Origin of the sequence: Actinomadura citrea, assembly GCF_013409045.1 — a bacterium.
Classification (GTDB): Bacteria; Actinomycetota; Actinomycetes; order Streptosporangiales; family Streptosporangiaceae; genus Spirillospora; species Spirillospora citrea.
Genome location: NZ_JACCBT010000001.1, coordinates 2,312,905 through 2,339,192, shown reverse-complemented (window position 1 = coordinate 2,339,192; position 26,288 = coordinate 2,312,905). Strand labels below are relative to the sequence as shown.

The 26,288-nt window shown below is 74.6% G+C and carries 23 protein-coding genes; 6 read left to right on the top strand and 17 right to left on the bottom strand.

Annotated features, from left to right (window positions below; genetic code table 11):
* Nucleotides 1-43 precede the first annotated feature (43 nt).
* Genes alc through uraD form a run of 9 tightly spaced genes read right to left on the bottom strand, consistent with a single transcriptional unit; the run spans nt 44 to nt 9,044 of the window.
* Nucleotides 44-1,042 (bottom strand): allantoicase, encoded by a 999-nt coding sequence (gene alc / locus BJ999_RS11020; RefSeq protein WP_179833210.1) that lies wholly within the window; start codon nt 1,040-1,042, stop codon nt 44-46.
* Entirely contained in the window at nt 1,039-2,337 is a 1,299-nt protein-coding gene (gene allB / locus BJ999_RS11015) for an allantoinase AllB (protein WP_179833209.1), read from the bottom strand. Before allB ends, alc begins: the two co-directional genes overlap by 4 nt.
* Nucleotides 2,334-4,643: a xanthine dehydrogenase subunit D gene (gene pucD, locus BJ999_RS11010; RefSeq protein WP_179833208.1), complete on the bottom strand. Its 2,310-nt coding sequence runs from the start codon at nt 4,641-4,643 to the stop codon at nt 2,334-2,336. Before pucD ends, allB begins: the two co-directional genes overlap by 4 nt.
* Nucleotides 4,644-6,011 carry an 8-oxoguanine deaminase gene (locus BJ999_RS11005; protein ID WP_179833207.1) on the bottom strand — a complete coding sequence of 456 codons (1,368 nt, stop codon included), beginning with the start codon at nt 6,009-6,011 and terminating at the stop codon, nt 4,644-4,646.
* The gene (locus BJ999_RS11000; protein ID WP_179833206.1) at nt 6,008-6,493 is read right to left on the bottom strand and encodes a (2Fe-2S)-binding protein; all 486 of its coding nucleotides are present in this window, start codon (nt 6,491-6,493) and stop codon (nt 6,008-6,010) included. The genes BJ999_RS11005 and BJ999_RS11000 overlap by 4 nt, the downstream gene beginning before the upstream one ends.
* Nucleotides 6,493-7,371 (bottom strand): FAD binding domain-containing protein, encoded by an 879-nt coding sequence (locus tag BJ999_RS10995; RefSeq protein ID WP_179833205.1) that lies wholly within the window; start codon nt 7,369-7,371, stop codon nt 6,493-6,495. The genes BJ999_RS11000 and BJ999_RS10995 overlap by 1 nt, the downstream gene beginning before the upstream one ends.
* 28 nt (nt 7,372-7,399) lie before the next feature.
* Nucleotides 7,400-8,260, bottom strand: coding sequence for a factor-independent urate hydroxylase (pucL, locus tag BJ999_RS10990; RefSeq protein WP_179833204.1), 861 nt, complete (start codon nt 8,258-8,260; stop codon nt 7,400-7,402).
* Nucleotides 8,260-8,574, bottom strand: a complete 315-nt coding sequence (uraH, locus tag BJ999_RS10985; protein ID WP_179833203.1) for a hydroxyisourate hydrolase — start codon at nt 8,572-8,574, stop codon at nt 8,260-8,262. Before uraH ends, pucL begins: the two co-directional genes overlap by 1 nt.
* Nucleotides 8,571-9,044 (bottom strand): 2-oxo-4-hydroxy-4-carboxy-5-ureidoimidazoline decarboxylase, encoded by a 474-nt coding sequence (gene uraD / locus BJ999_RS10980; protein ID WP_229810479.1) that lies wholly within the window; start codon nt 9,042-9,044, stop codon nt 8,571-8,573. Before uraD ends, uraH begins: the two co-directional genes overlap by 4 nt.
* 95 nt (nt 9,045-9,139) lie before the next feature.
* On the opposite strand from uraD, the gene BJ999_RS10975 reads away from it, so the two are divergent.
* The gene (locus tag BJ999_RS10975; RefSeq protein ID WP_179833201.1) at nt 9,140-10,582 is read left to right on the top strand and encodes a PucR family transcriptional regulator; all 1,443 of its coding nucleotides are present in this window, start codon (nt 9,140-9,142) and stop codon (nt 10,580-10,582) included.
* Nucleotides 10,583-10,605: 23 nt separating this feature from the next.
* Here the strand turns inward: BJ999_RS10975 and BJ999_RS10970 are convergent, their stop codons facing one another.
* From BJ999_RS10970 to BJ999_RS10940, 7 genes are all read right to left on the bottom strand, one after another.
* Entirely contained in the window at nt 10,606-11,472 is an 867-nt protein-coding gene (locus BJ999_RS10970; protein WP_179833200.1) for an alpha/beta fold hydrolase, read from the bottom strand.
* 38 nt (nt 11,473-11,510) lie between these two features.
* Entirely contained in the window at nt 11,511-11,915 is a 405-nt protein-coding gene (locus BJ999_RS44170) for a Clp protease N-terminal domain-containing protein (RefSeq protein ID WP_476723719.1), read from the bottom strand.
* Between the two features lie 379 nt (nt 11,916-12,294).
* Nucleotides 12,295-13,233, bottom strand: coding sequence for an NAD-dependent epimerase/dehydratase family protein (locus BJ999_RS10960; RefSeq protein WP_218935026.1), 939 nt, complete (start codon nt 13,231-13,233; stop codon nt 12,295-12,297).
* On the bottom strand, nt 13,230-14,735 hold the full coding sequence (locus tag BJ999_RS10955) for an AMP-binding protein (protein ID WP_179833198.1): 1,506 nt from the start codon (nt 14,733-14,735) through the stop codon (nt 13,230-13,232). The genes BJ999_RS10960 and BJ999_RS10955 overlap by 4 nt, the downstream gene beginning before the upstream one ends.
* The gene (locus BJ999_RS10950) at nt 14,732-15,901 is read right to left on the bottom strand and encodes a cytochrome P450 (RefSeq protein WP_179833197.1); all 1,170 of its coding nucleotides are present in this window, start codon (nt 15,899-15,901) and stop codon (nt 14,732-14,734) included. Before BJ999_RS10950 ends, BJ999_RS10955 begins: the two co-directional genes overlap by 4 nt.
* Nucleotides 15,898-16,695 carry a glycosyltransferase family 2 protein gene (locus BJ999_RS10945; protein ID WP_229810480.1) on the bottom strand — a complete coding sequence of 266 codons (798 nt, stop codon included), beginning with the start codon at nt 16,693-16,695 and terminating at the stop codon, nt 15,898-15,900. Before BJ999_RS10945 ends, BJ999_RS10950 begins: the two co-directional genes overlap by 4 nt.
* A gap of 2 nt (nt 16,696-16,697) precedes the next feature.
* Nucleotides 16,698-17,699 carry a 3-oxoacyl-ACP synthase III family protein gene (locus BJ999_RS10940; protein ID WP_179833196.1) on the bottom strand — a complete coding sequence of 334 codons (1,002 nt, stop codon included), beginning with the start codon at nt 17,697-17,699 and terminating at the stop codon, nt 16,698-16,700.
* A gap of 199 nt (nt 17,700-17,898) precedes the next feature.
* On the opposite strand from BJ999_RS10940, the gene BJ999_RS10935 reads away from it, so the two are divergent.
* The gene (locus BJ999_RS10935; protein WP_179838464.1) at nt 17,899-19,074 is read left to right on the top strand and encodes a cytochrome P450; all 1,176 of its coding nucleotides are present in this window, start codon (nt 17,899-17,901) and stop codon (nt 19,072-19,074) included.
* Between the two features lie 24 nt (nt 19,075-19,098).
* Here BJ999_RS10935 and BJ999_RS10930 read toward each other — a convergent pair whose 3' ends face one another.
* Complete coding sequence (locus BJ999_RS10930) at nt 19,099-19,488, bottom strand: SCO2583/SCO2584 N-terminal domain-containing protein (protein WP_179833195.1); 390 nt, start codon at nt 19,486-19,488, stop codon at nt 19,099-19,101.
* Nucleotides 19,489-19,681: 193 nt separating this feature from the next.
* Between BJ999_RS10930 and BJ999_RS10925 the strand changes: the two genes are divergently transcribed.
* The 4 genes from BJ999_RS10925 to BJ999_RS10910 all read left to right on the top strand — a co-directional run bounded on the left by BJ999_RS10925 (nt 19,682) and on the right by BJ999_RS10910 (nt 26,282).
* Nucleotides 19,682-20,842, top strand: coding sequence for a steroid 3-ketoacyl-CoA thiolase (locus BJ999_RS10925; RefSeq protein WP_179833194.1), 1,161 nt, complete (start codon nt 19,682-19,684; stop codon nt 20,840-20,842).
* A gap of 87 nt (nt 20,843-20,929) precedes the next feature.
* Nucleotides 20,930-21,919, top strand: a complete 990-nt coding sequence (locus BJ999_RS10920; protein WP_179833193.1) for an MBL fold metallo-hydrolase — start codon at nt 20,930-20,932, stop codon at nt 21,917-21,919.
* Between the two features lie 73 nt (nt 21,920-21,992).
* Nucleotides 21,993-24,851: a hypothetical protein gene (locus BJ999_RS10915; protein ID WP_179833192.1), complete on the top strand. Its 2,859-nt coding sequence runs from the start codon at nt 21,993-21,995 to the stop codon at nt 24,849-24,851.
* Nucleotides 24,852-25,010: 159 nt separating this feature from the next.
* On the top strand, nt 25,011-26,282 hold the full coding sequence (locus BJ999_RS10910; protein WP_179833191.1) for a cytochrome P450: 1,272 nt from the start codon (nt 25,011-25,013) through the stop codon (nt 26,280-26,282).
* Nucleotides 26,283-26,288 lie beyond the last annotated feature (6 nt).

Below are 26,288 nucleotides of genomic sequence, written 5' to 3'. Positions count from 1 at the left end.
GTGACTATCCAATGACTGTTTGTGTGGTGTGCATCACAGTCCGTTATGGATAAATGTTGGGGTTCCAGTTAGTTGTTAGATCTTGTTCGGCTTTGGGGGTTAGGGGGCCCCAGAGGCGGAGGCGGGCCAGGCCGCCGTCGGGGTGGATGTCCAGGCGGACTTTCGCCACCTCCGGGGTCTTCAGGCGGAAGCGGTGGCGGGTGTCGGGCTGCAGGCGGGTGCGCGGGAGGATGACGGTTCGGTCGCCGTCGCTGGTGGTGGCCGTCAGCCGGGCTTCCGCGGGGGCGTTGAATTTGAGGTTCGTGGTGTCGAGCTCGGCCAGTTCGATGGTGCCGGGGGCGGCCAGAGCTATTTCGGCCCAGTCGTTGCCGTCGTCGCGGCGGCGGGCGGTTTCCCAGCCTTCGGCCTGGGTGCGGGCCAGGCCGGGGAACAGCATGTTGTCGGGGGACGAGTAGAAGCGGTCGGAGCAGTCGAGGACGCGGGCGCCGTTCTCCAGGGCGGCCAGATCCACGGTCAGGCCCGTCAGGTACGCGGGGTTGGGGACGACCCTGCCGTGGACGCGGAGGCGCGCGATGCCGCCGTCCGGGAACATGTTGAGGCGGACGTGGGTGAAGACGCGGGCCGTGTTGGCGCTGGTCATGCTGTGTGCGGTGTCGCCCTTGAGGGGGGATTTCGGGACGATCTCGACCCAGTCGGCGGCTTCGAGTTCGGCGGGGGCCGGGTAGCCGTCGGCGAAGCAGGCCTCTACTGAGGCGTGCGGGGGGTAGTTGCCCTTGAACCAGGCCGTGTCGACGACGATGCCGTGGATCTGGCCCGGGAGGCCCAGGCGGATCAGGGCCCAGTCGTGGCCGGGGGTGCGGCGGCGGGCGGTCTCCCAGCCGTCGTAGAGCTGGCCCTTCGGGCCGAAGGTCTCCGGCTGGAACGCGGGCTTCCAGGGGTTGAGCAGGTTCTCCTTCTCGGCGAAGGACTCGTCGCTGGCGGCGATGACCGAACCGCCGAGCGTGCGGACGGCCAGGTCCGGCAGGGAGGTGAAGTCGGTCATCGTGCCTCCGAGCGGGTGAGCAGGCGTCCGGTCGGGGCGTCGCCGACGCGTGCGCCGCGCAGCCAGGTGGCCTGGACGACGCCCGTCAGCGTCCTGCCCTCGTAGGGGGTGACGGGGTGGCGGTGGTGGAGGGACGCGGGGTCGACGGTGAAGGTCTCGTCGGGGGCGAAGGCGACCAGGTCGGCGTCGTTTCCGGGGGCGATGCCGCCCTTGCGGGGGACGGCGGCGAGCGCGGCGGGGGCCTCGGACATCCAGCGGACGACCGTGGCCAGGTCGTGGCCGCGGGCGCGGGCGGCCGTCCAGACGGCGGGCAGGCCGAGTTGCAGGGACGAGATGCCGCCCCAGGCGGTGGCGAAGTCGCCGCGTTTCAGCTCGGGAGTGCAGGGCGAGTGGTCGGTGACGACGCAGGAGATCACGCCGGAGGCGAGCCCCTGCCAGAGGCGGTCGCGGTTGGCGGCGTCGCGGATGGGCGGGCAGCACTTGAACGCGGCGGTCCCGGCGTCGCCGTCGCAGAGGGTCAGGTAGTGCGGGCAGGTCTCGGCGGTCACCGGCAGGCCGTCCGCCTGCGCCTTGGCGAGGACGTCCAGGCAGTCGGCCGCCGAGAGGTGCAGGATGTGGGCGCGCGCACCGGTCTCCTCCACCAGCCGGACGACCTGTTCGACGGCCCGGCGTTCGGCCGACGGCGGGCGCGAGGTGAGGAAGGCGGCGTAGTCGCCGCCGGACGGCGGGGACAGCGAGGCCGGGTCCTCGGCGTGCACGATGGCCAGACCGTCGAAGGAGGCGATCTCGCGGAACGCCGCTTTCATGTCGGCGGGTGCGAGGGGCGGGAACTCCGGGACGCCGGAGTCGGAGGTGAAGCACTTGAACCCGAAGACGCCGAGGTCGTGCAGCGGGCGGAGCGAGGGCGCGTTGCCGGGGATCGCGCCGCCCCAGAAGCCGACGTCCACGGCGCAGGCGCCTTCGGCGGCGGCGCGTTTGGCCGCGAGCGCGGGCGGGTCGACGGTCGGGGGCAGCGCGTTGAGCGGCATGTCGATGAGCGTGGTGACGCCGCCCGCCGCCGCGGCGCGGGTGGCGGTGGCGAAGCCCTCCCATTCGGTGCGCCCCGGCTCGTTGATGTGGACGTGGGTGTCGACGAGGCCGGGGAGCAGCGCGACGTCGCCCAGGTCCACCGAGGCGGCGGTGTCGTAGGGCGAGATCGCGGTGATGCGGCCGGCGCGGATCGAGACGGCCGCCGGCCGCTCCCCCTCCGGCAGGACGGTCCGGCGGGAGCGGATCACGAGGTCGTCCCGGGTCATGGGCCGGCCACGATGTGCTCCGGGCGGACGGGGACCCGGGTCAGCGCTCGGCCCGTCGCGTCCCGGATCGCGGCGACGAGGGCGGGAGTGGACGACAGCGTGGGCGGCTCCCCCGCGCCGCGCAGCCCGTAGGGCGCCTCCGGGTCGGGGTTCTCCAGGATGTCCAGGCGCATCGGCGGCATGTCGAGGATGGTGGGGATCAGGTAGTCGGTGAAGGACGGGTTGCGGACCAGGCCGCCGGTCACGACGATCTCCTCCATCAGCGCCAGGCCGAGGCCCTGCGCGGTGCCGCCGTGGATCTGCCCCTCCAGCGCCGTCCGGTTGAGGATCCTGCCCACGTCCTGGACGGCGGCCAGCTCGACGACCTTGACGAGGCCGAGGTCCACGTCCACGTCGACGACGGCGCGGTGCACGCAGAGCGCGAGCTGGGTGTGGCTGCGGCCCTGCCCGGTGACCGGGTCCAGGGGCGTGGTGGGGCGGTGGTGGTACTCGCGGGTCTCCTCGATGGCGGTCTCGCCGAGGACGTCCTCGATCGTGCCGAGCGCTCCCTCGGTGCGCGACATGATCTTCCCGCCGGCGACGGTCAGGTCGGTGCGGCCGAAGCGGCGGGCGGCGCGCGAGAGGAGTTCGGCGCGGACCGCCTCGCAGGCCGCCTTGACCGCCCCGCCCGTCATGTACGACTGGCGGGACGCGCTGGAGGACCCGGCGTCGCCGACCCGGTTGTCGGCCGGGGCGATCGTGACCTTCTGGACACCGAGCTCGGTCCGCGCGATCTGCGCCTTGACCGTGACGAGTCCCTGCCCGACCTCGGCGGCGGCGGTGTGCACGAGGGCGGTGGCCTCCCCGCCGATGACCTCCAGCCGGACGCGGGCCGTGGAGAGGTCGTCGAAGCCCTCGGAGAAGCAGATGTTCTTGATCCCGACGCCGTAGCCGACGCCCCGCACGACGCCCTCGCCGTGGGTCGTCTGGGAGACGCCGCCCGGCAGGTTCCGCAGGTCGGACCGGTCCGGGTCGGGAGGCATCGGCATGGCCTCCAGCCGGGTCAGCATCTCCGCGAGCGGGGCGGGCGACTCGATGACCTGCCCGGTCGCGAGCCTGGACCCCTGCGTGACGGCGTTGCGGCGCCGGATCTCGACCGGGTCGAGGCCGCAGGCGGCGCCGAGCCGGTCCATCATCGACTCGTAGGCGAAGCACGCCTGGACGGCGCCGAACCCGCGCATCGCACCGCACGGCGGGTTGTTGGTGTAGACGCCGTACCCGTCGATCCGGATGTTGGGGATCTCGTAGGGGCCGATGCCGAGCGACGCGGCGTTCCCGACGACGTTCATGGTGGACGAGGTGTACGCGCCGCCGTCCAGGACGATCTCGACGTCGGCGTAGAGGAGCCGTCCGTCCCGCGTGGCGCCGTACTCGTAGCGCATCTGCGCGGGGTGCCGGTGGACGTGCCCGAAGAACGACTCGTACCGGTTGTACGACATCTTCACGGGCCGGCCGGTGTGCAGCGCCAGCATCGACGCGTGGATCTGCATCGACAGGTCCTCGCGGCCGCCGAAGGCGCCGCCGACGCCGGCGAGCGTCATGTGGATCTGGTCCTCGCGCAGCGCGAGGCAGGGCGCGATCTGCTTGAGGTCGTTGTGGATCCACTGCGTGGAGACGTGCAGGTCGACGCCGCCGTCCTCGGCCGGGATCGCCAGGCCCGCCTCCGGCCCGAGGAACGCCTGGTCCTGGATGCCGACCTCGTACTCGCCGGACACCACGACGGCCGCCGCGGCCCTGGCGGCGTCCACGTCCCCGACCCGGACCGGCTGGTGACGGGTGATGCCGCCGCGGTCCTGGACCTTCAGGCCCTCCGGGTCGGCGATCACCGCGCGCGGGTCGGTGACCGGCTCCAGCACCTCGTAGTCGACGGCGATCCGGTCCATCGCGCGCCGCGCCGTCTCGGGGTGGTCGGCGGCGACGAGCGCGACCGGCTCGCCCTGGTGCCGGACCTGGTCGATGGCGAGGACCGGCTGGTCGTCGGTGCGGTCGATGCCGAACACCTTGCGGCCGGGCACGTCCTCGTGGGTGAGGACGGCGCGGACGCCGGGCAGCGCGAGGGCGGGCCCGACGTCGAGCGACCGGATCCGCGCCCGGGGGTGCGGGCTGCGGAGCGTCGCGCCCCACAGCATCCCCTCCAGCCACAGGTCGGAGGCGTAGGCGAACTCGCCCGCGACCTTCAGCGTGCCGTCCGGGCGCAGCGGGCTCTCGCCGACTCCGCCGATCCCCGGGGTGGCCGTGTGGGCCGGGCTCTTGGTCGGGGACGTCATTCAGAGCACCTCCTCCGCGAGGCGCATCAGGCGGCGCTGGGCGTCCGCGCCGCGCCGCGCGGCCTCGTCCTGGGGGACGGTGACGAGCGTGTCGCCGTCCACGACGGTGCGCCCGCCGACGAGCAGGCGCTCCAGTGGCGGCGTCGGCCCGAACGCCAGCGCGACGACGGGGTCGTCGACGGCCGCGCGGAAGCCGTCGACGCGCCACAGCGCGATGTCGGCGAGCCGGCCCGGTGCGAGGGCGCCGATCTCGTCCTCGCGGCCGAGGCAGCGGGCGCCGCCGAGCGTCGCCATCTCCAGGGCCTGCCGGGCGTTCAGCGCGGTCGGCCCGTACCGGGCGCGCTGCATGTAGATCGCCTGCCGCAGCTCCCCGGCGAGCGGGACGAGTTCGGCCGACGCCGCCCCGTCCACGCCGAGGCCGACCGCCGCGCCCGCCTCCAGCAGGTGCGACACGCGGGCGATCCCGGCGCCGAGGCGGGCGTTGGAACTCGGGCAGTGCGCGGTGCCGGTGCGGGTCTCGGCGAGCCGCTTGACGTCGGTGTCGTGCAGGTGGACGCAGTGCGCGAGCCACACGTCGGGGCCCAGCCAGCCGATCGAGTCCATGTACTCGGCCGGCGTCATCCCGAACTGCTCGCGCGTGTGCTCCTCCTCGTCGAGCGTCTCGGCGAGGTGGGTGTGCAGGCGCACGCCCTTGTCGCGCGCCAGCCGGGCCGACTCGACCAGCAGCTCCCGCGTGACGGAGAACGGCGAGCAGGGCGCGACGGCGACGCGCAGCAGGGAGCCGGGCGAGGGGTCGTGGTACCGGTCGATCGCGGCCTCGGTCTCGGCGAGGACCGTGTCGAGGTCCTCGACGACCTCGTCCGGCGGCAGCCCGCCCTGCGACTCGCCGCGGTCCATCGATCCCCGGCACGGATGGAACCGGACGCCGATCTCCCGGGCGGCCTCGATCTCGGCCGCGAACAGGTCGCCGCGCCCCTTGGGGAACAGGTAGTGGTGGTCGGTGGACGTCGTGCAGCCCGACTTGGCGAGCCATCCGAGCCCGGCGGTGACGGCGCCCGCGACGACCTCGGCGTCCATCTTCGACCACGGCTTGTAGAGGGTGGTCAGCCACTCGAACAGGGTGCCGTCGACGGCCATGCCCTGGCTGGCCCACTGGTAGAGGTGGTGGTGGGAGTTGACCAGGCCGGGGGTGGCCAGGCATCCCGTGCCATCGACCCGCTCGACCTCCCCCGGGTCGGCGTCCGTCCTCGGGGCGGGGCCGGGCCCGACGGCCGTGATCCGGTCACCCTCGACCACGATGTGACCGCCCGGGTACTCGTCCCCGGACACGGTGGCGACATGGGCGTTCTCGATGACGACGCGCTTCATCGGGTGACCGCCCTGCGCTCGGCCGCGAGGCGCACCGCGTCGAGGATCTTCTCGTAGCCGGTGCAGCGGCACAGGTTCCCGGCCAGCGCCTCGCGGATCTCCGCGTCGGACGGCGCCGGGTTCCGCTCGATCAGGTCGTGCGCCTGGACGATCAGGCCGGGCGTGCAGAACCCGCACTGCACGGCGCCCGCCTCGACGAACGCCTCCTGGACGGGGTCGAGGCGCTCCTCGCCCGGCGGCCCCTGCGCCAGGCCCTCCACGGTGACGACCTCGCGCCCCTCGGCCTGGCCCGCCGCGACCAGGCAGGCGCACACCGGCACGCCGTCCAGGTAGACGGTGCACGAGCCGCATTCGCCCTGCTCGCAGGCGTTCTTGGAGCCGGGCAGGCCCATCCGCTCGCGGAGCATGTAGAGCAGGCTCTCGCCCTCCCACACCTCGTCCACGGCCTCCTCGGACCCGTTGACTGTCAGGTTCACGCGCATCACGAGGCCGCCTTTCCCACGGTCGCCTTGCGGTAGTCGTCCCAGGCCCAGGTGAGCGTGCGGCGCGCCAGCACCGCCAGGGCGTGCCTGCGGTACTCGCCCGTCCCGCGGACGTCGTCGATCGGCGACGCCGCGGCCCGCACCAGCTCGCCGAAGCGCCGCGCCGCCGGCTCGGCGAGCGGGCGGCGCCCGTCCCAGTCCAGTTCGCCGGAGATGAACGCCTCGGCCTCGGTCGCGCGGCGGGGGGTCGGGGCGGCCGAGCCGAGGCCCGTGCCGACGCGCCGTTCGCCGGGGTGCAGCGCGACCGCGAACGAGCAGACCGCGATCACCATCGCGTTCCGGGTGCCGATCTTGGAGAAGTACTGCGGGCCGGACGCGGGCGGCGTCCAGAACGCGCGGATCAGCTCGTCCGGCGCGAGCGCGTTGCGCTTCACGCCGCTGAAGAACTCCGCGACCGGGATCATCCGGACGCCGCGCTCGGCCGACTCGGCCTCGACCACGGCGTCCCCGGCCAGCAGCGGCGGATGGGCGTCCCCGGCGGGCGACGCGGCGCCGAGGTTGCCGCCGACCGTGCCGCGGTTGCGGATCTGCGGCGACCCGACCGTGCGGGACGCCTGGGCGAGGCCGGGCAGCCGCCCGCCCAGCTCGCCGATCAGCCGCGCGTAGGGGACGCCGGCGCCGACGCGGAGCCGTCCGTCCGCCGTGTCCCATTCGGTGAGGGCGCGGATCCGGGTCAGGTCGAGCAGCGCCTCGGGCCGCCGCGCGTCGAAGTTGATCTCGACCATGACGTCGGTGCCGCCCTGGACGGGCAGGGCGCCCGGCCGCGCGGCCCTGGCGGCGAGCGCGTCCTCCCAGGTCACCGGTCGTAGAAAGTCCATGTCTCAGTATTCCTCCATGGCGGCGGTCTCAGTCGAAGGCCGCCGGGGCGGCGGGCGCGTCGTCGGTCAGCACCGTGCCCTCGATGAGCCCGTACGGGCGGTCCGCCGCGAGATAGACCTCGTTGTCGTTGTCCATGCCGAACGGCTCCAGGTCGACCAGGAAATGGTGCTTGTTCGGCAGCGACAGCCGGACCTCGCAGGTCTCCGGCCGATCGTCGAGCACGCGGCGCCCCATCTGGTAGAGCGTCTGCTGGAGCGACAGGCTGTGCGTCTCGGCGAACGCGCGCAGCAGGCCGTCGCGGGCGCCGGCGTAGGACTCGTCCCAGGCCCCGGTCGTGCTCCGGTGCCGCCACCGGGCGGTCACCGCCGTCGCGAGGATCCGGTCGTCGGTGGGTTCGAGCGTCGTGTACTCGTCCCGGGCGAACCCGTGGAACTCGCTTCCGGTGGAGTTGAGGACGACCAGGTCGGTGATGCCGGAGACGACCGACTCCGCATCGGCGCCGCAGTGGACCAGCGCGGTGCGCACCTCGCCGCCGTCCCGGACGAACGAGTGCCCGCCCGTGATGCGCCGCCAGCCGTACTCGCGGATCTCCACCCGGGCATGGGCGATCGCCGGCCGGGAGCCGACGAAGTGCCGCGCGAGCAGGAGCCCGAAGTCCTCGATCGCGCCGATGCCGTGCTTCCTGGCGAACGCGAACACGGTGTTCTTCTGGGTGTCGGTGGGCAGCACGGCCGCGTTGTCGCCGGTCAGGTGGGCCTCGTCCATCGCGCCGGAGAGGGCCACGCTCACGTTCAGGTCCTTGATCCGGTGGGTGCCGCCGTCCCGCGTCACGCGCACGACGCGCGTCTCCGCCTTGCCGTAGCGGTTGGGGCCGAGAACGATCGCCACTAGCTCCCCCGGTACGTCGAGTACGCGAACGGGCTGATCAGGAGCGGGACGTGGTGGTGCCGGCCCGGGTCGTCGATCGTGAACGCGACCGTGACCTCGGGGTAGAAGTCCGACAGCCCCTCGGTGGCGAACGTCAGCCGGTGCACCCCCTCGCCGGGCTCGGCGCCCCATTCCCGGACGCGGCCGTCGGCGTCGGTGCGGGCCTCGGCGAGCGTCGTCCAGCCGCCGCCCGCGTCGCGGCGGTCCAGCCGGACGGCCACGCCGGCGGCGGGCATCCCCTTCGCGGCGTCCAGTACGTGCGTCGAAAGGCTCACGCGTCCTCCTCCATCAGCCCGGCCAGCCGCAGATCGACGATCTCCGCCAGTTCCCGGCGGACGACGTCGCGCTCGGCGCCCGGGTCGTTGCCGAGCCGTTCCCGCAGCGCGGCGAGCATCTCCAGCGCGGAGCGCCCGGACGCGCGGATCAGGAACACGTGGCCGAAACGCTCCTCATAGGCCCGGTTTCCCGCAACCAGGGCGTCCTGAACGTCGGCATCCGCGCCCGCCGCCCCGGCCTGCTCCCCTCGCGACCAGCGGGCCTCCCGCGTGGCGCCGCCGACCCGGTCCCCGATGCGCGGATGCGCCGCGAGCGCCTCCTCGACGTCCGCCCAGGCCAGGTCGTCCAGCGCCCGCATCGACGCGGCGCGCAGCGCGGCGGGATCGGCGTAGGCCCGCCCGGCGACCGCGGCGATCCACCGGCGGGACGCGCAGCACGCCGCCAGATCCTCGGTGCTCGGTTCCACCACGCTTGCAGTACACAAGGCCGTGCCGGGGCCGGTCGAGGGGCAGGACGTCCGAACTGAGGTGCCGGTCGCGGGCGGTCTTTTGTAGCTTGCTACACATGAGGCTGCGTTCCCTGCTCGCCATGCCCGGCCTGCGGCTGGAGGTCGTCACCGGGGAGGACGAGCTGGACCGGCCGATCCGCTGGGTCGTCACCACCGACCTGATCGACCCGGGCCGCTACCTGCGCGGCCGCGAGCTCGTGCTCACCGGCCTCGTCTGGCGGACGGGCCCCGCCGACTCCGAGGCGTTCGTCGCGGCCCTCGCCGGCGCGGGCGTGTCCGGCCTGGCCGCGTGGGACCTCACGCTCGGCGCCATCCCGGACGATCTCGTGGCGGCCTGCCGCCGGCACCGGCTGCCGCTGTTCAAGGTCCCGGAGGACGTGGCGTTCGCGACCGTGACCGAGGAGGTCGTCCGGCACCTGTCCGGCGCCCGCGCGGCCGACCTCACCGCCCTGCTGGACCGGCACCGCCGCCTGGTCGAGGGGACCGGGCTCGGCGCCGTCCTCGACCTGGTCGGCCACTGCCACGTCCTCGCCCCGACCGGGCGCGCCGTCGCGGGGCCGCCGCCGGCCGACGCCACCGCCCTGGCCGCCGCGTTCCTCACCGCGCCCCGGCTGCCGCACCACGTCCCGGGCCAGGACATGTCGGTCTTTCCGGTGTCCCCCGCCGACACGCCCCGGGTCGCCGACTGGTTCGTGGCACTGGAGGGCGATTTCGCCGAGTGGCCGCCCGAACGCCGCACGATGGCCGGTGAGCTCGCCGCGATCGTCGACCTCGAACGGGCCCGGCTGCGCACCGACGACCGCTCGTCCCAGGACATCGTGACCGCCGCCTTCTCCGGGGACGGCCTCCCGAAGACGGAGGACCTCCCCGCGCCGGTCGTGGCCGTCGCGGCGTCGGCGCAGGGCTCGCTGCGGCCGGGCGAGCTGCGCACCGTCCTCTCCGAGGTCGTGCCCGCGGCGTGCCCGGTGGTCGGGCTGCTGGACGGGGAGGCCGTCGCGCTCGTCCCGTCCGGCGGGCTGGACGTCGCGGCCGCCGTCCAGGACGCCCTCGGCTTCCTCGCCCCCGGCCTGGCGGGCACCCGTGTGGCCGTCGGGGTGAGCGGCGCCGCCGTGCCCCCGGACCTGCGCGGCGCCATCGAGGAGGCCCGCCACGCCCGCCGCCTCGCCGCGACACGCCCCTCCCCGGTGTGCGTCGTCCGGCACGAGGAGCTCGCGACCCACGTGCTGCTGCTCGCCAGCGTGCCTGAGGACGTCCGGCGGATGTTCCGGGTGCGCCTCCTGGACCCGCTGCGCTCCTACGACGAGGTCCACGGCGCCGACCTCGTCCGGACGCTGGAGACGTTCCTGCGCAACTCCGGCTCCTGGACGCGCTGCGCCGAGGAGCTCCACCTGCACGTCAACTCGGTCCGCTACCGCGTCCAGCGCATCCAGGACCTGACCGGCCGGGACCTGTCCCGGATGGAGGACCGCGTCGACTTCTTCCTCGCCCTCCTCGTCTGAACGGCGCCGCCCCCTGGCACGTGTCAGCCCGTGGTGTGACGCAGGAGCGCGGGGACGACCGTGTCCCAGGTCCGGCGCGGGAGCTCGTTGCCCGTGCCGGCCAGGACGAGGAGCTCGGCGGCCGGGATCTCGGCGGCCAGCGCCCGGCCGTTGCCCAGCGGGAAGAAGGGGTCGTCCTCCCCGTGGACGACGAGGGTCGGGGCGGTGATCTCGGGGAGGCGCTCGCGCCAGCGGTCGCCGGCGTCCAGGGCCGCGAAGACGGTCCCCATCTGGTTGGCCCGGTGCGCCTTGCCGGGGTCGGCTCCCGTGATCACCGTGCGGTCCCAGATCCGCTCGACGCCCGCGCGGACCTCGGCCTCGTCGAAGGACGGGCCCGACAGGTGGCGGGCGTTCTCGACCTGGAAAGCGACCACCGACTCCCGGTCCGTCCAGTCGACCCGCGGCGGCTTCATGAAGCGGGCCGTCAGCTCCGGGGCGTGCTCGGGCAGGTCGGCGTCGGCCGGTCCCGGGGCGGTGGGCCTGGTGGCGATGAGGGTGAGGGTGGTGACGCGGGCCGGGTGGCCGAGGGCGAGGAGCTGGGCGATCCAGCCGCCGACGCCGAACCCGGCGACGTGCGCGGTCGGCAGCCTGAAGGCGTCGAGGACGCCGGCGGCGTCGGCGACGAGGTCGCGCAGCGTGTAGCGGGGGGCCTCGGGATCGTGGGATTCGGACCGGCCCGTGTCGCGCTGGTCGTAGCGGACGGCGAACCTGCGGAGCGCGGCGAGGCGCTCGCACAGGTCGTCCGGCCACGTGAGCATCGTGTTGCCGATCAGCAGGATCGGCGGGTCGGACGGATCACCGAACGTCTCCGCGCACAGGTCCACCCCGTTGGCCTTGATGAGTTTCTCCATGAAGGGGTGGACCGTGCGCGGGCCCGGAACTCATCGCCTCACGGCGTGTCCGTCCGGGCGGCGATGGCCTCCAGAGCGGCGGTGATGTTCGCCTCGGCGGCCGCCTTCTCGATGCCCGCGCCGGAGAGGATTCCCTCGCCGTCCTCGAACTCCAGCAGGGCGAGGAGGATGTGCTCGGTGCCGACGTAGTTGTGGCCGAGGCGCAGGGCCTCGCGGAACGTCAGTTCGAGGGCCTTCTTGGCGTCCTGGTCGAAGGGGATGAGCTCGGGGACCTCTCCCGCGTCCGGGGGCAGCGCCGCCGCGGCGGCCTGCCGGAGGGTGTCCAGCAGGACGTTCTGGGCGAGGATCGCCTTGGCGGCGAGCGCCTCGGGCTCGGTGAGCAGGGCGAGGACGAGGTGGGCCGGGGTGATCTCGGCGTTGCCGGCGGCGCGGGCCTCGCTCATCGAGGCCACGACGACCTTGCGGGCGCGATCGGTGTAGCGGGAGAAGCCCTGCGAGGGGTCGAGATCGGGCTTCTCCCCCTTGGGGACGAAGCGCTTCTGGGCCGCCTGCTTGCTGACGCCCATGCTCTTGCCGATCTCCGTCCAGGACGCGCCGGAGCGGCGGGCCTGGTCGACGAAGTGGCCGATGAGGTGGTCGGCGACCTCGCCGAGGTGCTCGGCGGCGAGGACCGCGCTGGTCAGCTGTTCGAGGGTGTCGGTGTGGACCTTCTTGATGCCGTTGATCAGGTCGTCGAGGCGGACCTGGACGGGCGGCCGCTGGGGTTCGGTCATGCGTCAACCATAGGTTGACGATCGCCAATCGTCAACCCATGGTTGACGCTCACCAGGCGGCGGCCCCGGTGAAGGACGTCGGGGCCGGGGCATAGCCGAGGGACTCCCGGGCGGCAGTGGTGTCGAGGGTGCGCTCCAGGGCGAGATGGCTGATCGCGTAGCGGGTGAGGCGCGGCGGTTCGGGACGGCGGGCCAGCAGGAACGCCCCCTCGGCGACGGCGGCGAGCGGGCGGGCGGCGCGGGCCGGGACGTACACCGGCCGCGCCCGGACGCCGCGCTCGCGCAGGATCGCGCGGAACGCGTCGTCGATCTCGACCGGTGCGGCGTCGGCGACGTTGAAGACGCCGGAGGCCACGGGACCCGTCGCGGCCAGGACGCAGGCCTGGACGAGGTTCCCGACCGAGGTCAGGCTGACGCGCTGGCGGCCGGTCCCGACGGCGGGCAGGACCGGGCCCCGCACGGCGGAGAGGACGCGCGGCAGGAGCGTCGTGTCGCCGGGCCCGTAGACCGCGTGGGGGCGCAGGACGATCGCGCCGGCGTCGGCGGCGGCCCGTTCGGCGGCGGCCTTCGAGGCGCCGTAGGCGTTCATGTAGCGGCGCACCGGGGCCTCGTCCTCGCGCGCCATGACGCTCGGTGCGAACGGGTCGTACACGCTTGCCGTGCTGACGTGCACGAACCGGGCTCCCGGGAAGCTCGCCAGGGCGTTGCGGGTGCCGGTGAGGTTGGCGGCGAAGAGGGCGGCGGCGGGCCCCCAGTCGGTGACGCTGCCGGCGCAGTGGACGACCGCGTCCACGGCGGGCGCGTCCGGGATCGGACCCCGGGTCAGATCCCAGGACCGGTAGGGCGCGCCGCCCGCATGGCCGGAGGCCACCGCCGGGCGGCGGCCGAACGCGAGCACGGCGGTCCCCTCGGACGCGAGCGCCCGGCACACCGCGCCGCCGACGAAGCCCGAGGCTCCCGTCACCGCGATCCTCACCGCGGTCCTCATGGCGTCACCCGCTCGCGGAGCAGAGCCCGGTCGAGCTTGCGGGTGCGCCCGGAGCGGGGCAGCTCGTCCAGGACGACGATGCGGTCCGGGAGGGCGTCGTGGTCGATGACGTCCGGGAGGGCGCGGCGCAGCCGGTCGGGCAGGTCGCCGGGGCCGACCACCGCCAGGACGACCTCCTCGTCCCCGGTCCGCGGGTCCGGCACGCCCACGATGGCGGCCTCGGCCACCCCGGGCAGCGCGGCGATCGACGGCTCGTACAGGCCGGGGTAGAGGTTGAACTTGCCGCGGATCAGCATGTCCTTCTTGCGTCCCGTCAGGACGAGGCGGCCGCCGTCCAGGCGCGCGAGGTCGCCGGTCGGCAGCTCGGCGACGGGATCCGCGCCGAGGTACCCGCGGCAGAGGTTGGGGCCGGACAGCAGCAGTTCCCCGTCGTCCGCCAGGCGGGCGCCGACGCCGGGCAGCGGCGCGCCGAGCAGGTCGCCCGGCCCGGCGTGCGCGAGCTTCTCCCGCGCCGACGCGATCGCCACGGGGAGGATCTCCGTCATCGCGTACACCGACAGGACCTCCGCGGCGGGGGCGGCCTCGACCGCCCGCCGCAGGACGGCCGCGGGCGCGGGCGCCGCGCCGAGCAGCACGTACCGGACGGACGGCGGCAGCTCGCGGCACGCGTCCAGGATCTCGGCCAGGTGGACCGGGACGCAGAACGTGTGCGTGGCCCGCCGCTCGCGCATCAGCCGCGCGAAGTCGGCCGGGGCGCAGAACAGCGGCGGCATCGACCAGCGGGCGCCCGCGATCAGGGTCGGCAGGCCGAGCATGAGCTGGTCGGTGTGGACGACGTCCCCCGGGCCGAGCGGCAGCCGGGACCGGAACAGGTCGAGCGCCGCCGCCAGGGACGCCTGCGTGTGGACGACCGCACGGGGGTCCGCCGTCGTCCCCGACGTGAAGATCACGGCGGCGGGCGCGTCCGGATCGGCCTCGCGATCCGGCTCGGGGGCGTCGCCGCGGGCCAGGCGCGCGAAGGACAGCGCGCCCCGGGGCACGCCCGGCAGCCGGCGGCCGACGTGCAGGTGCCGCATCGGGCCCTCGCCCGGGATCTGCAGGTCGGCGAGGTTCGGCAGGAGCAGCCCGCGCCGCCGCGCGTACGCCCGGACGGGCCGGAGCCTGCTCCCCGCGTACAGCACCGACTCGGCCGCCGACCAGCGGGGACGGGCCAGCCGCAGCCGCGCGGTGAACATCTCCGGCCCGGCCCCCGGGTCGGCGAACACGACCACTCCCCCGGCCGCGACCACGCCCAGCGCCAGGACGAGCGACTCCGGTGAGGGGCGCACCGAGAACAGCACGCCGTCGCCCGGGGCGAGCCCGCCGGACAGCAGCCCGTGCCGGACGGCGAGCACCTGCCGCCGCAGGTCGCCGTAGGTCAGCTCCGTCCCGTCCCCGGAGATCAGGGCGGCGGCGGCGGGCGTCCGCGCCGCCTGGTCGAGCAGTCGCCGGACGAGCGTCATGCCGCCCTCGCTCTCGGGGATCGTCCCGACCGGACGGCCAGGTGGCGGTACGTCGGGATCAGCACGTTCCGGGCGGCGGCGCGGCGCGTGACCGTGAGCGGCGCGGCGGCGAGCAGCGTCCGGGCGACCAGGCGGATCTGCGCCAGGGCCAGCGGGTACCCGATGCAGAAGTGCGGCCCGGCGCCGAACCACAGGCGGCGCAGCTCGGGCGGGTGCGGGCGGTCCAGGTCGAACGGGCCGTGGGCGCGGCAGCAGTTGTGCGTGGCGATCAGCACCCGGTCGCCGGGGCGGACCGCCGTGCCCCCGACCGCGGCCGGGCGGTGCACGCTGCGCAGCATGACCGGCGTCGGCGTCGCGACCCGCATCGCCTCCTCGACGGCCCGGTCGAGGAGGGCGGGGTCCCCCGCGACGCGGTCGAGCTGACCGTGGTCGGCGAGCAGGGCGATCAGGCGCGGCAGCAGCGTGGCGACGGTCTCGGTGCCGGTCAGGAAGAACGCGCCGGCGGCGCCCCGCGCCTCGTCCCGTGACAGGCCGAGGGCCCGCATCCGTCCCATGACGGTGGACTCGTCCCCCGCCAGGTAGGACTTCGCCGCGATGTCGCCGAGCGGGTCGAGCACCGCGCGGGCGCGCCGGACCTGGGACGGGGAGAGCCGCCGCGTGCGCAGCGACACCATCGAGACGATCTTCTCGCCCTGCTCGAACAGGTCCCGGTAGGCGGCCTCGGTGCCGCCTTCGAGCCCGATGACCTCGCCTATCACCGCCCCGGCCATGACGCGCGCCGCGTCCACCAGGTCGACGGCCGCGCCGCGTCCGAGGCGGTCCGACAGCGCGGCCAGCGGCTCGGCCAGCACGCGGGCGCACAGCGCCTCGGTGTAGGACGGGACGAACAGGTCGGTCAGGCGGCGGCGGAGGGCGCGGTGGGCGTCGCCCTCCATGTTGAGCAGGACGGACGGCCCGAGCACGGGCGTCCACAGCTCGCCGGGCGAGCCGGGGCCGTCCTTGCGGAACGTCTCGCCGTCCATGAGGATCTCGCGGGCCAGGGCGGCGTCGTTCACGACCACCCCGACCCCGGGCACGCGCACGATGGGCCCGCGCCGCGCGACGCCGCGCAGGAGCGGGTAGGCGACCGGGTGCGCGGTCAGGTAGAGCCGCTTCTCCCAGTTCACCGGATGTCCACGACGTCGGGCCGGTAGCGGTGGTCGGCGTACCAGCCGAGCGTCCTGACGAGGCCGAACGCGCGGAGCCTGCGCACGGATCCGTGCACGACGACGTCCTCGCGCAGCCCGTAGGCGTCGGTCACGTAGCGGACGCGGTTGACCAGGGCGCGGTCCTCGTGGACGTCCTCGATGCGGGTGCGGGGGAAGCCGCCCGCCCGCTCGTACAGGTCGGCGGTGATCGCGAGGTTGCAGCCCGGCATCATCACGTACGGACCGAGGTAGAGCGGGTCCTGGTTGCCGGGGCGGAACCGACCGAACAGGGCCGCGAGGTCGATGACGGCGGGCAGCAGGCGGCGCTCCCAGAGCTTCAGGGGGAACTCGTCGGTGCGCGGCAGCAGCGGCCCCGACACCATCTCCAGCCCCTCGCCGAAGGCCCGCTTCACCGCCGCCACCCAGCCGCGATGGGGCAGGCAGTCGGCGTCGGTGCGGGCGACGTGCGTGGCCCCCGCTCCGATCGCGTGCCGGACGCCGGTGTCGGCGGCGGCGCCCGTCCCCTTCTCCGGCTCGTGGACGATCCGGACGTCGAACGCCGCGGTGCCCGCGGCGAACTCCTTGACGGCGGTGGCGGTCGCGTCGGTGCTGCCGTTGTCGACCACGACGAGCGTGAAGCCGGTGTCGGTCTGCGCGGCGAGGCGGCGCAGCGTCGCGCCGATCGAGCGCTCCTCGTTGTAGGCGGGGACGACGATCCACAGGTGCATCGGGTCCGTCGGGTTCGTCGGGTGCATCGGGTCCGTCGGGCTCATCGTCACAGCTCCGCGAACATGACGCCGAGGCTGACGCCGCCGGCGAGCCCGATCAGCGCGATCCGGTCGCCGGGCCCGCAGCGCCCCTCGGCGAGGGCGGTGGCGATCTGCAGGGGGAGGCTCGCGGACGCGACGTTGCCGTGGTCGGGCAGCGTGACGACGAGCCGGTCGGGCGGGACGCCGAGGATCGCGCGCAGCGTCTCCAGGTACGGCAGCGTGACCTGGTGGACGCCGACGACCGCGAAGTCGTCCCAGGTCAGCCCGGTTTTGGCGAGCGCGGTGGTGAAGATCTCCGGGCCGGTCGCCAGGAAGGCGTCCTTCAGCCGGCGCCCGTCCCCGCTGAAGTAGGTGAACTCGGGGTCGCGCGGGTGCATCGAGCCGCCCCCCGGGAGCGTCCCGACCCGCCAGGCGCCGGAGACGGCGGCGAAGTCGCGGTAGAAGATCCCGCCGTCCGGGGCGGCCTCCACGAGCATCGCGGCGCCGCCGTCGGAGAGGGTGTAGCCGGCGAACGCGTCCACGAACTGGGCGCGGTCGCGCACCTTCCAGCGGATCGCGCGGGACGGGCTCTCGCCCGTGCAGACCAGGACGCGCTCGTGCTGCCCGGTGCGGATCAGCGCGTCCGCCGTCTGGAGGCCGTTGAGGAAGCTGTTGCAGGCGTTCTTGACGTCGAAGACCGGGCAGGTCGCGCCGAGCTTGGCGGCGACGATGTGCGCGGTCGCGGGCTCCACGAGGTCCTGCGACGCCGACCCGAACACCAGCAGGTCCAGGCCGGCCGGCTCGACCGCGCGGTCGGCGAGGACGCGGCGGGCCGCGGCGACGGCGAGGTCGGACGCCTGCTCGTCGTCGCGCATGACGTGCCGGGCGCGGATGCCGGTCATCCGCTCCACGATCGTGGGATGCGGCCGGTACCCGTCGCTCTCGGCCGCGACGCGGGCCTCGACCTCGGCGCTGCTGACCGTCCGGTCCGGCAGGTGCGCGGCGGCGGCGGTGATGCGGGCTCTCATGGGCTCGGGTCCCCCGGTTCCTCGTGCTCGATGTCCGGCCAGCCTCGTCGGCCGCGGGCGCTCCCGGTCAGAGGAACCCTACGCATCCCGGGCCGGGCGTTGTACCCGGTTCGGCCTGAGTACTGGCGCTTAGCCCGGTTTGAGGGGTATCGCGTTTCCGTCCGTATTCCGGGACCGCCAGAATCGGCGGGTGACCAGCATGAAGACCGAACGAGCGGCGCGGCACGAGGCCCGGCTGCTGTGGACGGCGAACCCCGGCCTGTTCGCCCTCCTGGAGGCGGCGCGCCACACCGGCCCCATCACCCGCGTGCCGAGGCTCGGGTGGGTGGTGACCGACCCCGTCCTCGCGCGGCAGGTCCTCAACGACCACGCCGCCTTCGGCATGAACGGCGAGGGCGGCGTCGGCCACCTCTGGACGCAGCTGTTCGGGGAGGAGATGGGTCGGTTCTTCGGCGGGGCGACGCACACCGAGGTCCGCACCCGCGCCCGGGACCTGTTCACCGAGGACGCCGCGCGGACCCTGGTGGAGCGTTCCCAGGGCCGGACCCACGCCGCGCTCGCCGCCCACCTCGCCGCCGGGGCGGCCATCGACGTCGCCGACGCGGCCCGCGTCCTGGCCGGACGCATGGTCGCCGACCTGCTGGGCCTGCCCGCGGACCGGGCCGACGCCGCCTACCGCACGCTCTTCGGAGCCGGGGAGCGGCTCGCCCGGCTGGCGCTCGGCACGGCCGCGTCCACCGCCCTCGACCCGGCGGTCGTCGCGCGGGCCCGCGCGATCGTCGACGAGATCACCGCCGGCGTCCCGCACGCCTACCGGACGGCCGGAACCGGCACCCTCCTCGGCCGCTGCCGGGAGATGGGCCTCGGCCTGCCGCTCGCCCGCGGCCTGGCGACCCTGCTGGTGATCGCCGGGACGGAGACCGGGGCGTCCGGGACCGTCCGCACCGCGGCCCTGCTGCACGACACCGGGGGCCAGCGGGCGCTGCTGGACGACCCGTCCCTCATGGACAACGCGGTGCGCGAGGGGCTGCGCGTCGCCGCCCCGGCGCCGGTGATCGGGCGGCACGTCTCCCGGGACGCGGCGGTCGGCGGGCGGCGGCTCCGCGCGGGCGACCGGGTCCTGCTGCTGACCTACCGGGCGACGGGCGCCGCCGGGCCCTTCGACGTCCGCCGCGCGTACGTGCCCGAGTCGCGGCAGCTGTGGTTCGGCGGCGGGCGCCACCTGTGCCTCGGCGCCGCCGTCGCGCGCGTCCAGGTGGCCCGGATGCTGGAGACGCTGCTGTCCCCCGGCCGCCCGTACCGGGTCGTCTCCCGCCGCCCGGCCCGCCGCGTCCTCGTCCCGTCGTACGCCGAGCTGCGCGTGCGGCCCGCCTAGGGCGCGGGCCGGCGGCCCTGGAGGCTAGACCTCGGGGATCTCGGTCGGCGGGGCGTCCTTCTCCGGGGCCGTCGGGGTCGGGGCGGGCGCCGGGGAGCGCGTGACCGTCGGGCCGACCGGCCGGGCCGGGCGCTCGTCGCGTGGCGCGGAGTTCCACCACCAGAGCGCGAAGGAGATCGCGAGCAGCACCAGCACGCCGCCGATCACCTGGAGCACCGCCGCCCGGGGGCTCGGCTCGTGGTCGCGGCGCCGCAGCGCGAAGCGCCGGCCGGCGGACCGCCGCGCGGCGCGCCGCGACCGCCGCCGCTCGCGCCGGGACGGGGGGCGGGCGCGCTCGCGCGCGGACGGCTCGGTGAAGACGGCGCTCCTGACGAAGTCCTCGTCGAACACGGGCTCGTCGAAATCTGCGGCCATGGGACTCTCCGGCGCGGGGGGATCGTCGTGCGCCCAGGCTAGTAGACGCGGCCGGCGCTCCCCAGTGCCCGTCCTGCCGGGCGGAGCAGAGATGTCCGGTACAGCCCTGATCCCTCTCACCGGGACCGCCCTTTCCCCGCAAAGTTAGAACACGTTACAGTCCAATGCGAATCGTGTTCTAGAAGGAGACCGCATGGGTACCCCGGTGATCGTCGAGGCGGTGCGCACGCCGCTCGGCAAGCGTGGCGGCTGGCTCGCGGGCCTGAAGCCGATGGCCGTCCTCGCGCACGCCCTGAACGCCGCCGTCGAGCGCTCCGGCATCGACGCCGCCGAGGTGGAGCAGGTCTTCGCGGGCTGCGTCACGCAGGCCGGGGAGCAGGGCGGGCACGTCGGCCGCTACTCCTGGTTGTACGCGGGCCTGCCCTGGCAGGCGGGCGTCACCACCATCGACGCCCAGTGCGGCTCCTCCCAGCAGGGCGTCCACCTGGCCGCCTCCCAGATCGCCGCCGGGGTCGTGGACGTCGCGATCGGCTGCGGCGTCGAGGTGATGAGCCGCGCCCCGCTCGGCAGCAACGTCATGCCCGCCGACCCGCGGCCGGACGACTGGTCGCTCGACATGCCGAACCAGTTCGAGGCCGCCGAGCGGATCGCCGCCCGCCGCGGCATCACCCGCGCCGACCTCGACGCGTTCGGCGCGCGGTCCCAGCAGCTCGCCGCCAAGGCGTGGGCGGACGGCCGCTTCGACCGCGAGGTCGCCCCGGTCACCGCGCCCGTGCTGGACGCCGAGGGCAACGTCACCGGCGAGACCCGCGAGGTCACCCGCGACCAGGGCCTGCGCGAGACGACCGCCGACGGGCTCGCCAGGCTCAAGCCCGTCCTCGGCCCCGAGGCCCTGCACACGGCGGGCACCTCGTCCCAGATCTCCGACGGCGCCGCCGCCGTCCTGCTCATGTCGGAGGACAAGGCCCGGGCCCTCGGCCTGCGCCCGCGCGCCCGCATCCGGACGCAGGCCCTCGTCGGCGGCGAGCCGTACTACCACCTGGACGGCCCCGTGCAGTCGACCGAGCGCGTCCTGCGGCGCTCCGGCATGGCCATGGGCGACATCGACATCACCGAGATCAACGAGGCGTTCGCGTCGATCGTGCTGTCCTGGGCGTCGGTCCACAAGCCGGACATGGACCGCGTCAACGTCAACGGCGGCGCCATCGCCCTCGGCCACCCCGTGGGCGCCACTGGGGCGCGGCTGATCACCACCGCGCTGCACGAGCTGGAGCGGCGCGACGCCGGAACCGCCCTGGTCACGATGTGCGCGGGCGGCGCCCTGTCCACCGCCACGATCCTCGAACGGGTCTGACCGGCAGGCATCCTGGGGTACAGGACTCAGGGCCCCGGTCCCAGCGGCCGGGGCCTTCGACCATGACAGGCGCGAAAGGCGGTCTCGGTGCAGCCGGAACCTGAGGACCTCGGCGGCGGGCTGTGGAGCGTCCCCGTCCCCATCCCGAACAACCCCCTGTCGTACACGCTGGTGTACGCGGTGGAGAGCCCCCGCGGCCCCGTCCTGATCGACGCGGGCTGGCAGCACGAGGACGCCTGGACGGCCCTGCGGGACGGGCTCGGCACGTTCGGGATCGACGTCGCCGACGTGTACGGGGTGGTCGTCACCCACTTCCACCCCGACCACGCGGGCCTCGCCGGGCGCGTCCGCGAGACGTCCGGCGCCTGGATCGCCATGCACCACTCCGACGCCGGGATCGTCCGGCTGTTCAACGAGGTCGGCCAGGGCGGCCGCCGCTCGTTCGAGCTGACCGCGCTGCGCCGCGCCGGCGCGGCCGAGTCGGACCTGACCGGGCCGACCCAGCAGACCCGGGTCTCGCCTCCCGCCGTCCCGGACCGCGAGCTGTCCGACGGCGACCTGGTGGACGTCCCCGGCCGCCGGCTGCAGGCCGTCTGGACCCCCGGGCACACGCCCGGCCACATCTGCCTGCACCTGGAGGACGGCGACCGGCTCTTCACCGGCGACCACGTCCTGCCGCGCATCACCCCGCACATCGGCCTCTACCCCTACGACACCCCGGACGTGGACCCGCTGAGCGACTTCCTCGGCTCGCTCGACAAGGTCTCCGCCATGACCGTGGACGAGGTCCTGCCCGCCCACCAGCACCGCTTCCGCGGCCTCGAGGACCGCGCCCGCGAGATCATCGCCCACCACGAGGAGCGCCTCGCGGAGGTGGCGGCGCTGCTGTCCTCCCGCCCCACCACGCTCTGGGACCTCACCGCCGGCCTCACCTGGCGGCACCCGTGGGCCGAGATGGCCCAGCAGGCCCGCCGCATGGCCGCCGCCGAGGCCGCCGCGCACCTGCGCACCCTGGAGACCCGCGGCACCGCCCGCCGCGAGGGCGCCGACGACCCCCTCCGCTACGTCCTGCGCTGACGATCCCGATCCACCGCCCGGTGTCGTCCGGGGGCGTTAGTCTGCCCGCCGACGATCTCCGAAGGGGCGGCGGATGCGGGACGTGCCGGGGCCGGACGACGACGAGACGGGTGGCGCGCTGGCGCTCGCCGCGAAGGATCCGGAGGGGGCGCGCGCGCAGATCCTGCGGACGGCCGCCCGGCGGCCCGCGGCCTCCCTGCCGGACTACTTCTCGGCCGCGGCAGGAGCGTTCGCGCGGGCGGGGTTCGCCGAGCAGGCCGCGTTCTGCCTGGGACGGGCCGGCGAGGTCGAGGAGTCGAACGCGCGGCTGCTCGACCTCGCGCCCGACACCGCCCGGGCGCAGCGGGTACTGGTGGAACTGGTCCCCCTGGGCGCGATCACCGCGTCGGCGCTGCACGGGCACCTGAAGCGACTCGCACGGCACGACGACGCGGCGGCCGCCCACGCGTGGGCGAGGGAGGCGGTGTGCGCGTTCTTCGACGCGGGCGCCGTCCCGTATCCGAACGTCGTCGCGGACCTGCTTCCGGTGGCGCGGTCGGCGGGCGTGGACGAGGCGGGCGAAACCGACTTCGTCGCCGAGCGGCTGCTGCGCGGCGGGCTCCTCCCCCGGGCGCCGCTGCCGCTGTGGGAGGCCCTGGACGCGGCGCTGCGGCGGCTCGCCGGACGGCCCGAGTTGCTGGACCTGCTGATCGAGGCGCGGCCCGACGGCGAGCTGTACGCCGATCCCGGTCCGCGCGCCGAACACCACCGCCGCTGGCTGCTGCTGCTCGGACTGGTCGGGGCCGGGCGGCGGCTGCCGCGAGAGTGGTTCACCGCCGCCGGCCCGCTGCCCGCGGTCGAGCTGATGCGCCTGGCCGCCGATGCGGGCGACCGCCTGTTCCCCGCGCCGGGCCGTTGGTTCGACCCGGCCGCCGACCCGGTCGTCGGCCGCTCCGCCCCCGACCCCCTCGCCTTCACCCGGAGGAAGGTCCAGGCTCCGCACTGGACCGGCGAGAGCGACGACCTCCCCAGGTTCCTCGCGCAGTTCGACGAGGGCGCCCCGAGCGCGCGGGAGCGTCTGGACGCCTACGTGCGCGGGCTCGGCCACTACGACAACGTCGACTACCCGTCCCAACTGCGGACGCTGTGGGCGCGGGGGACGATCCGCCGCGCCCTGTCCGAGGACGTCGCGCAGTGGCGGGAGGAGTGCGCGGCGGGCGACCTGCTCGGTCTGGAGGTGGCGCTGCCCCGGCTGGCGCCGCTGGCGGAGGCCGCGGCCGCGACACCGGCCGCCGGGGCCCTGGCCGGCCTTGAGATCACCGATCCGGTCGACGCGCTGTGGCACGCGCTGCGGGCCGGGCTGCCCGAGGAGCTGCGGTTCCCCGCCGTCGAGGACTCGCCCGTCACCGTCGTCCTGCACGACGATCTGCTCACGCTCGGCGTCGCGGGAAAGCGCGTCGAGGTCCACGGGCCCGCCGGGCCGGTCCATCGCGCCGACCTCCCCCACGGCACCGGCGCCTACCCGTGGTACGACGGCGCCGACGACTACCTGTCGCGGCTGAACGGCGACCGCGCCGAGACCTTCCGCGCGGCCGCGCCCGGCAAGCTGGAGGTGCCCGCCGACGGGCGGTGGCGGTGGCCGCGAACGACCGCGGCGGTCGCCCTGACCTTCCCCGGTGCGACCGCGCCGACGCAGGTCGTCCTCGACCGCGGGATCCTGCGCCTGATCGACGGCGAGGGCCGGGCCACCCTCCGGGTCCGGTACTCCCCGGTCCAGCGCGGTGACGCTGTCATGCCCCCGCCCGGCTTCTGGCCCCACCTGTCCGCCGCGGACGCCGAGGGCTCGGCGGCGCTGCGCGGGCTCGCCCGCGACGCCGCGGCCCGCCTGGTGGACGCCGCCCTCGTCCACCGGCGGGAGCTGGACGCCGAACTCGGCCGCGTCCTCCCCGAGATCACCGACACGCGGCTGCTGGAGGGGGTGGCGGCGCTGGTGCTCCGGGCCGCCGCGTGCCTGCTCGACGTGCTCCGCCTGCGGGACGCGCTCCGCCTGCCCCAGCCGGACGGGCTGCCGGAGCGGGTTCGCGGCGGCGGGCTGCGGGCCGGGCGGCTGGGCTACCGCCGGCCGGCCATCCGGTACCTCGCCGAGGTCCTCGTGGAGGCCGCCGAGACCGGGCCCGCCTACGACACGCCCCATCCGCTCGGCCGCATCGACCTGCCCACCGGGGCGCGGGGCGTGTACTTCGCGTTCGGGACGCTCGGCGGCGAGGCGCTGCTGGCCGCGCTGCCGTGGCAGGCCGGATACCACCGGGCGAAGGCAGCGGACCTGCTGGGCGCGTGGGGCGGCACTCCCTGGGGCGACGGCAGCGGCCGGTGGCGGCGGCTGTGGTTCGGCGCTCAGGCCACGCAGGATCCCGAGGGGCAGCTCTGGCGGACGCCCAACGGCGCGATGGTGATCCTTTCCTGGCAGGCCCGTCCGCACAAGGACTCCGTCGCCGTCGAGTACTCCCCGGACGGCGTCTTCCGCGACTTCACCTTCCCCGGCTGGCACCACCTGCATCCGCCCAGGCCGCAGGGCTGGGGCGGGGCGGACCGCATCGCGCGGTACCTGCGCCTGCTGGACGAGCGGGGCCCGGCCCCCTACGACGTGGCGGCCGTGCGGCGACTCGCCGAGGGCACGGGGCTGCCGGTCTCCTCGGCCGCGTCCGCCGCCTACGGATACCCGTTCACGGTCGGGCGCGAGAAGGACCGGGCCCGGCTGCCCGCGGACGTGGCCGCGCTCTACACCGATCCCGAGACGGGCGAGCACGCCGGCAGGCCCAGGTCGTGGCAGCTCGACGACGCGCTGCGCCAGCTCCTGATGCCCGCGGATCCGGAGGACCTGTGGATCACGGGCCTGGACGTCGACGGGGCCGTCGCGTGGTGGGACGCCGTGGGGCGCGATCTCGGGCTGTGACCTTCCGTTCGGGGTGCGACGCAGATCACTCTCACCGGCGGGACCCTTGATGAGACTGGAGTCTCATGTTAGAACCTGTTCTAGGTAAGTGCGTCAAGCAAGCGCTCACTGCGGCCTGTTCGCCTCGTGTGGTCTCCACCCCGGCACGAAGGATCCTCCATGGCACTCGCGACGTCCCCCCTCTCCGCCGCCCGGCCCTTCCGGGCCCCCGAGATCGACATCATCGATCCAGGCGTCTACGAGCGCGGGGGGATCCCGCACCGCCAGTTCCAGTGGCTGCGTGACAACGACCCCGTCCACTGGCACCAGGACCCCAACGACGGGGTGCCGGGGTTCTGGGCCATCACGCGGCACGAGGACGTGGTGTCGGTGTCGCGGCGCGCCGACCCGTACTCCTCGCACGAGCGGACGTCGATGTTCGAGGAGTTCTCCAGCGACGACATCGCCATGTACGGGCAGATGATGCTCTTCCAGGACCCGCCGAGCCACACCCGGCTGCGCTCCATGGTCAACAAGGGCTTCACCCCGCGGATGATCGGGCGGCTGGAGGAGCACATCCGCAAGATCTGCAACGAGCTGATCGACGAGGCGGCGCCGCTCGGCGAGTGCGACTTCGTCGAGCGGTTCGCCGCGCCGCTGCCGCTCTACACGATCTGCGAGCTGCTCGGCGCCCCGATGGAGGACCGGGAGAAGATCTTCCACTGGTCGAACAAGCTCGTCGCGTTCAACGACCCCGAGTTCATCGGGGGACGCGAGGAGTCCACCCTGTGCGCCGCCGAGTTCGCCGAGTGGGGCGGGCAGCTCGCCGCCGCGCGCGAGTCCACGCCGCGCGACGACATCGTGACCAAGCTGCTGACGCCCGACGCCGACGGCGGCAGGATCAGCCTGGAGGAGTTCCAGCTGTTCGTGATCATGCTGTCGATCGCCGGGAACGAGACCACCCGGACCGCCACCGCGGGCGGCATGATCGCCTTCTTCGAGCGGCCGGACCAGTGGGTCCGGCTGCGGGAGGACCGCAGCCTGCTGCCGAAGGCGGTCGAGGAGATCGTCCGCTGGGTCAGCCCGATCAACCAGTTCCGCCGGACGGCCCTGGTCGACACCGAGATCGGCGGCAAGCAGATCAAGGCCGGCGACAAGGTCGTGATGTTCTACGGCTCCGCCAACCGCGACGAGCGCGCCTTCGACAACCCGTTCGCCTTCGACGTGGCGCGCGACCCGAACCCGCACATCGGCTTCGGCGGCGGCGGCCCGCACTACTGCCTCGGCACGCACCTCGCCCGCATGAACCTGCGGATCATCTTCGAGACGATCCTCGACCGCATGCCCGACATCCGGCTCGCGGGCGAGCCGCGCCGCTTGCGCTCCAACTTCGTCAACGGCTACAAGGAGATCCCGGTGAGCTTCACGCCATCGGCCCCCCTGGGAGGTTGACGGCGC

What these genes read in the sequence shown, in the direction of transcription:
- BJ999_RS10970 (WP_179833200.1), bottom strand. Translation starts at nt 11,472, where the DNA reads ATGGAGAAACTCATCAAGGCCAACGGGGTGGACCTGTGCGCGGAGACG.
- BJ999_RS10935 (WP_179838464.1), top strand. Translation starts at nt 17,899, where the DNA reads ATGAAGACCGAACGAGCGGCGCGGCACGAGGCCCGGCTGCTGTGGACG.
- BJ999_RS10945 (WP_229810480.1), bottom strand. Translation starts at nt 16,695, where the DNA reads ATGAGCCCGACGGACCCGATGCACCCGACGAACCCGACGGACCCGATG.
- BJ999_RS10960 (WP_218935026.1), bottom strand. Translation starts at nt 13,233, where the DNA reads ATGAGGACCGCGGTGAGGATCGCGGTGACGGGAGCCTCGGGCTTCGTC.
- pucD (WP_179833208.1), bottom strand. Translation starts at nt 4,643, where the DNA reads ATGACGTCCCCGACCAAGAGCCCGGCCCACACGGCCACCCCGGGGATC.
- BJ999_RS10910 (WP_179833191.1), top strand. Translation starts at nt 25,011, where the DNA reads ATGGCACTCGCGACGTCCCCCCTCTCCGCCGCCCGGCCCTTCCGGGCC.
- BJ999_RS10930 (WP_179833195.1), bottom strand. Translation starts at nt 19,488, where the DNA reads ATGGCCGCAGATTTCGACGAGCCCGTGTTCGACGAGGACTTCGTCAGG.
- BJ999_RS10975 (WP_179833201.1), top strand. Translation starts at nt 9,140, where the DNA reads ATGAGGCTGCGTTCCCTGCTCGCCATGCCCGGCCTGCGGCTGGAGGTC.
- BJ999_RS11005 (WP_179833207.1), bottom strand. Translation starts at nt 6,011, where the DNA reads ATGAAGCGCGTCGTCATCGAGAACGCCCATGTCGCCACCGTGTCCGGG.
- BJ999_RS10995 (WP_179833205.1), bottom strand. Translation starts at nt 7,371, where the DNA reads ATGGACTTTCTACGACCGGTGACCTGGGAGGACGCGCTCGCCGCCAGG.
- allB (WP_179833209.1), bottom strand. Translation starts at nt 2,337, where the DNA reads ATGACCCGGGACGACCTCGTGATCCGCTCCCGCCGGACCGTCCTGCCG.
- alc (WP_179833210.1), bottom strand. Translation starts at nt 1,042, where the DNA reads ATGACCGACTTCACCTCCCTGCCGGACCTGGCCGTCCGCACGCTCGGC.
- BJ999_RS10940 (WP_179833196.1), bottom strand. Translation starts at nt 17,699, where the DNA reads ATGAGAGCCCGCATCACCGCCGCCGCCGCGCACCTGCCGGACCGGACG.
- BJ999_RS10925 (WP_179833194.1), top strand. Translation starts at nt 19,682, where the DNA reads ATGGGTACCCCGGTGATCGTCGAGGCGGTGCGCACGCCGCTCGGCAAG.
- BJ999_RS10955 (WP_179833198.1), bottom strand. Translation starts at nt 14,735, where the DNA reads ATGACGCTCGTCCGGCGACTGCTCGACCAGGCGGCGCGGACGCCCGCC.
- BJ999_RS11000 (WP_179833206.1), bottom strand. Translation starts at nt 6,493, where the DNA reads ATGCGCGTGAACCTGACAGTCAACGGGTCCGAGGAGGCCGTGGACGAG.
- BJ999_RS44170 (WP_476723719.1), bottom strand. Translation starts at nt 11,915, where the DNA reads ATGAGCGAGGCCCGCGCCGCCGGCAACGCCGAGATCACCCCGGCCCAC.
- BJ999_RS10915 (WP_179833192.1), top strand. Translation starts at nt 21,993, where the DNA reads ATGCGGGACGTGCCGGGGCCGGACGACGACGAGACGGGTGGCGCGCTG.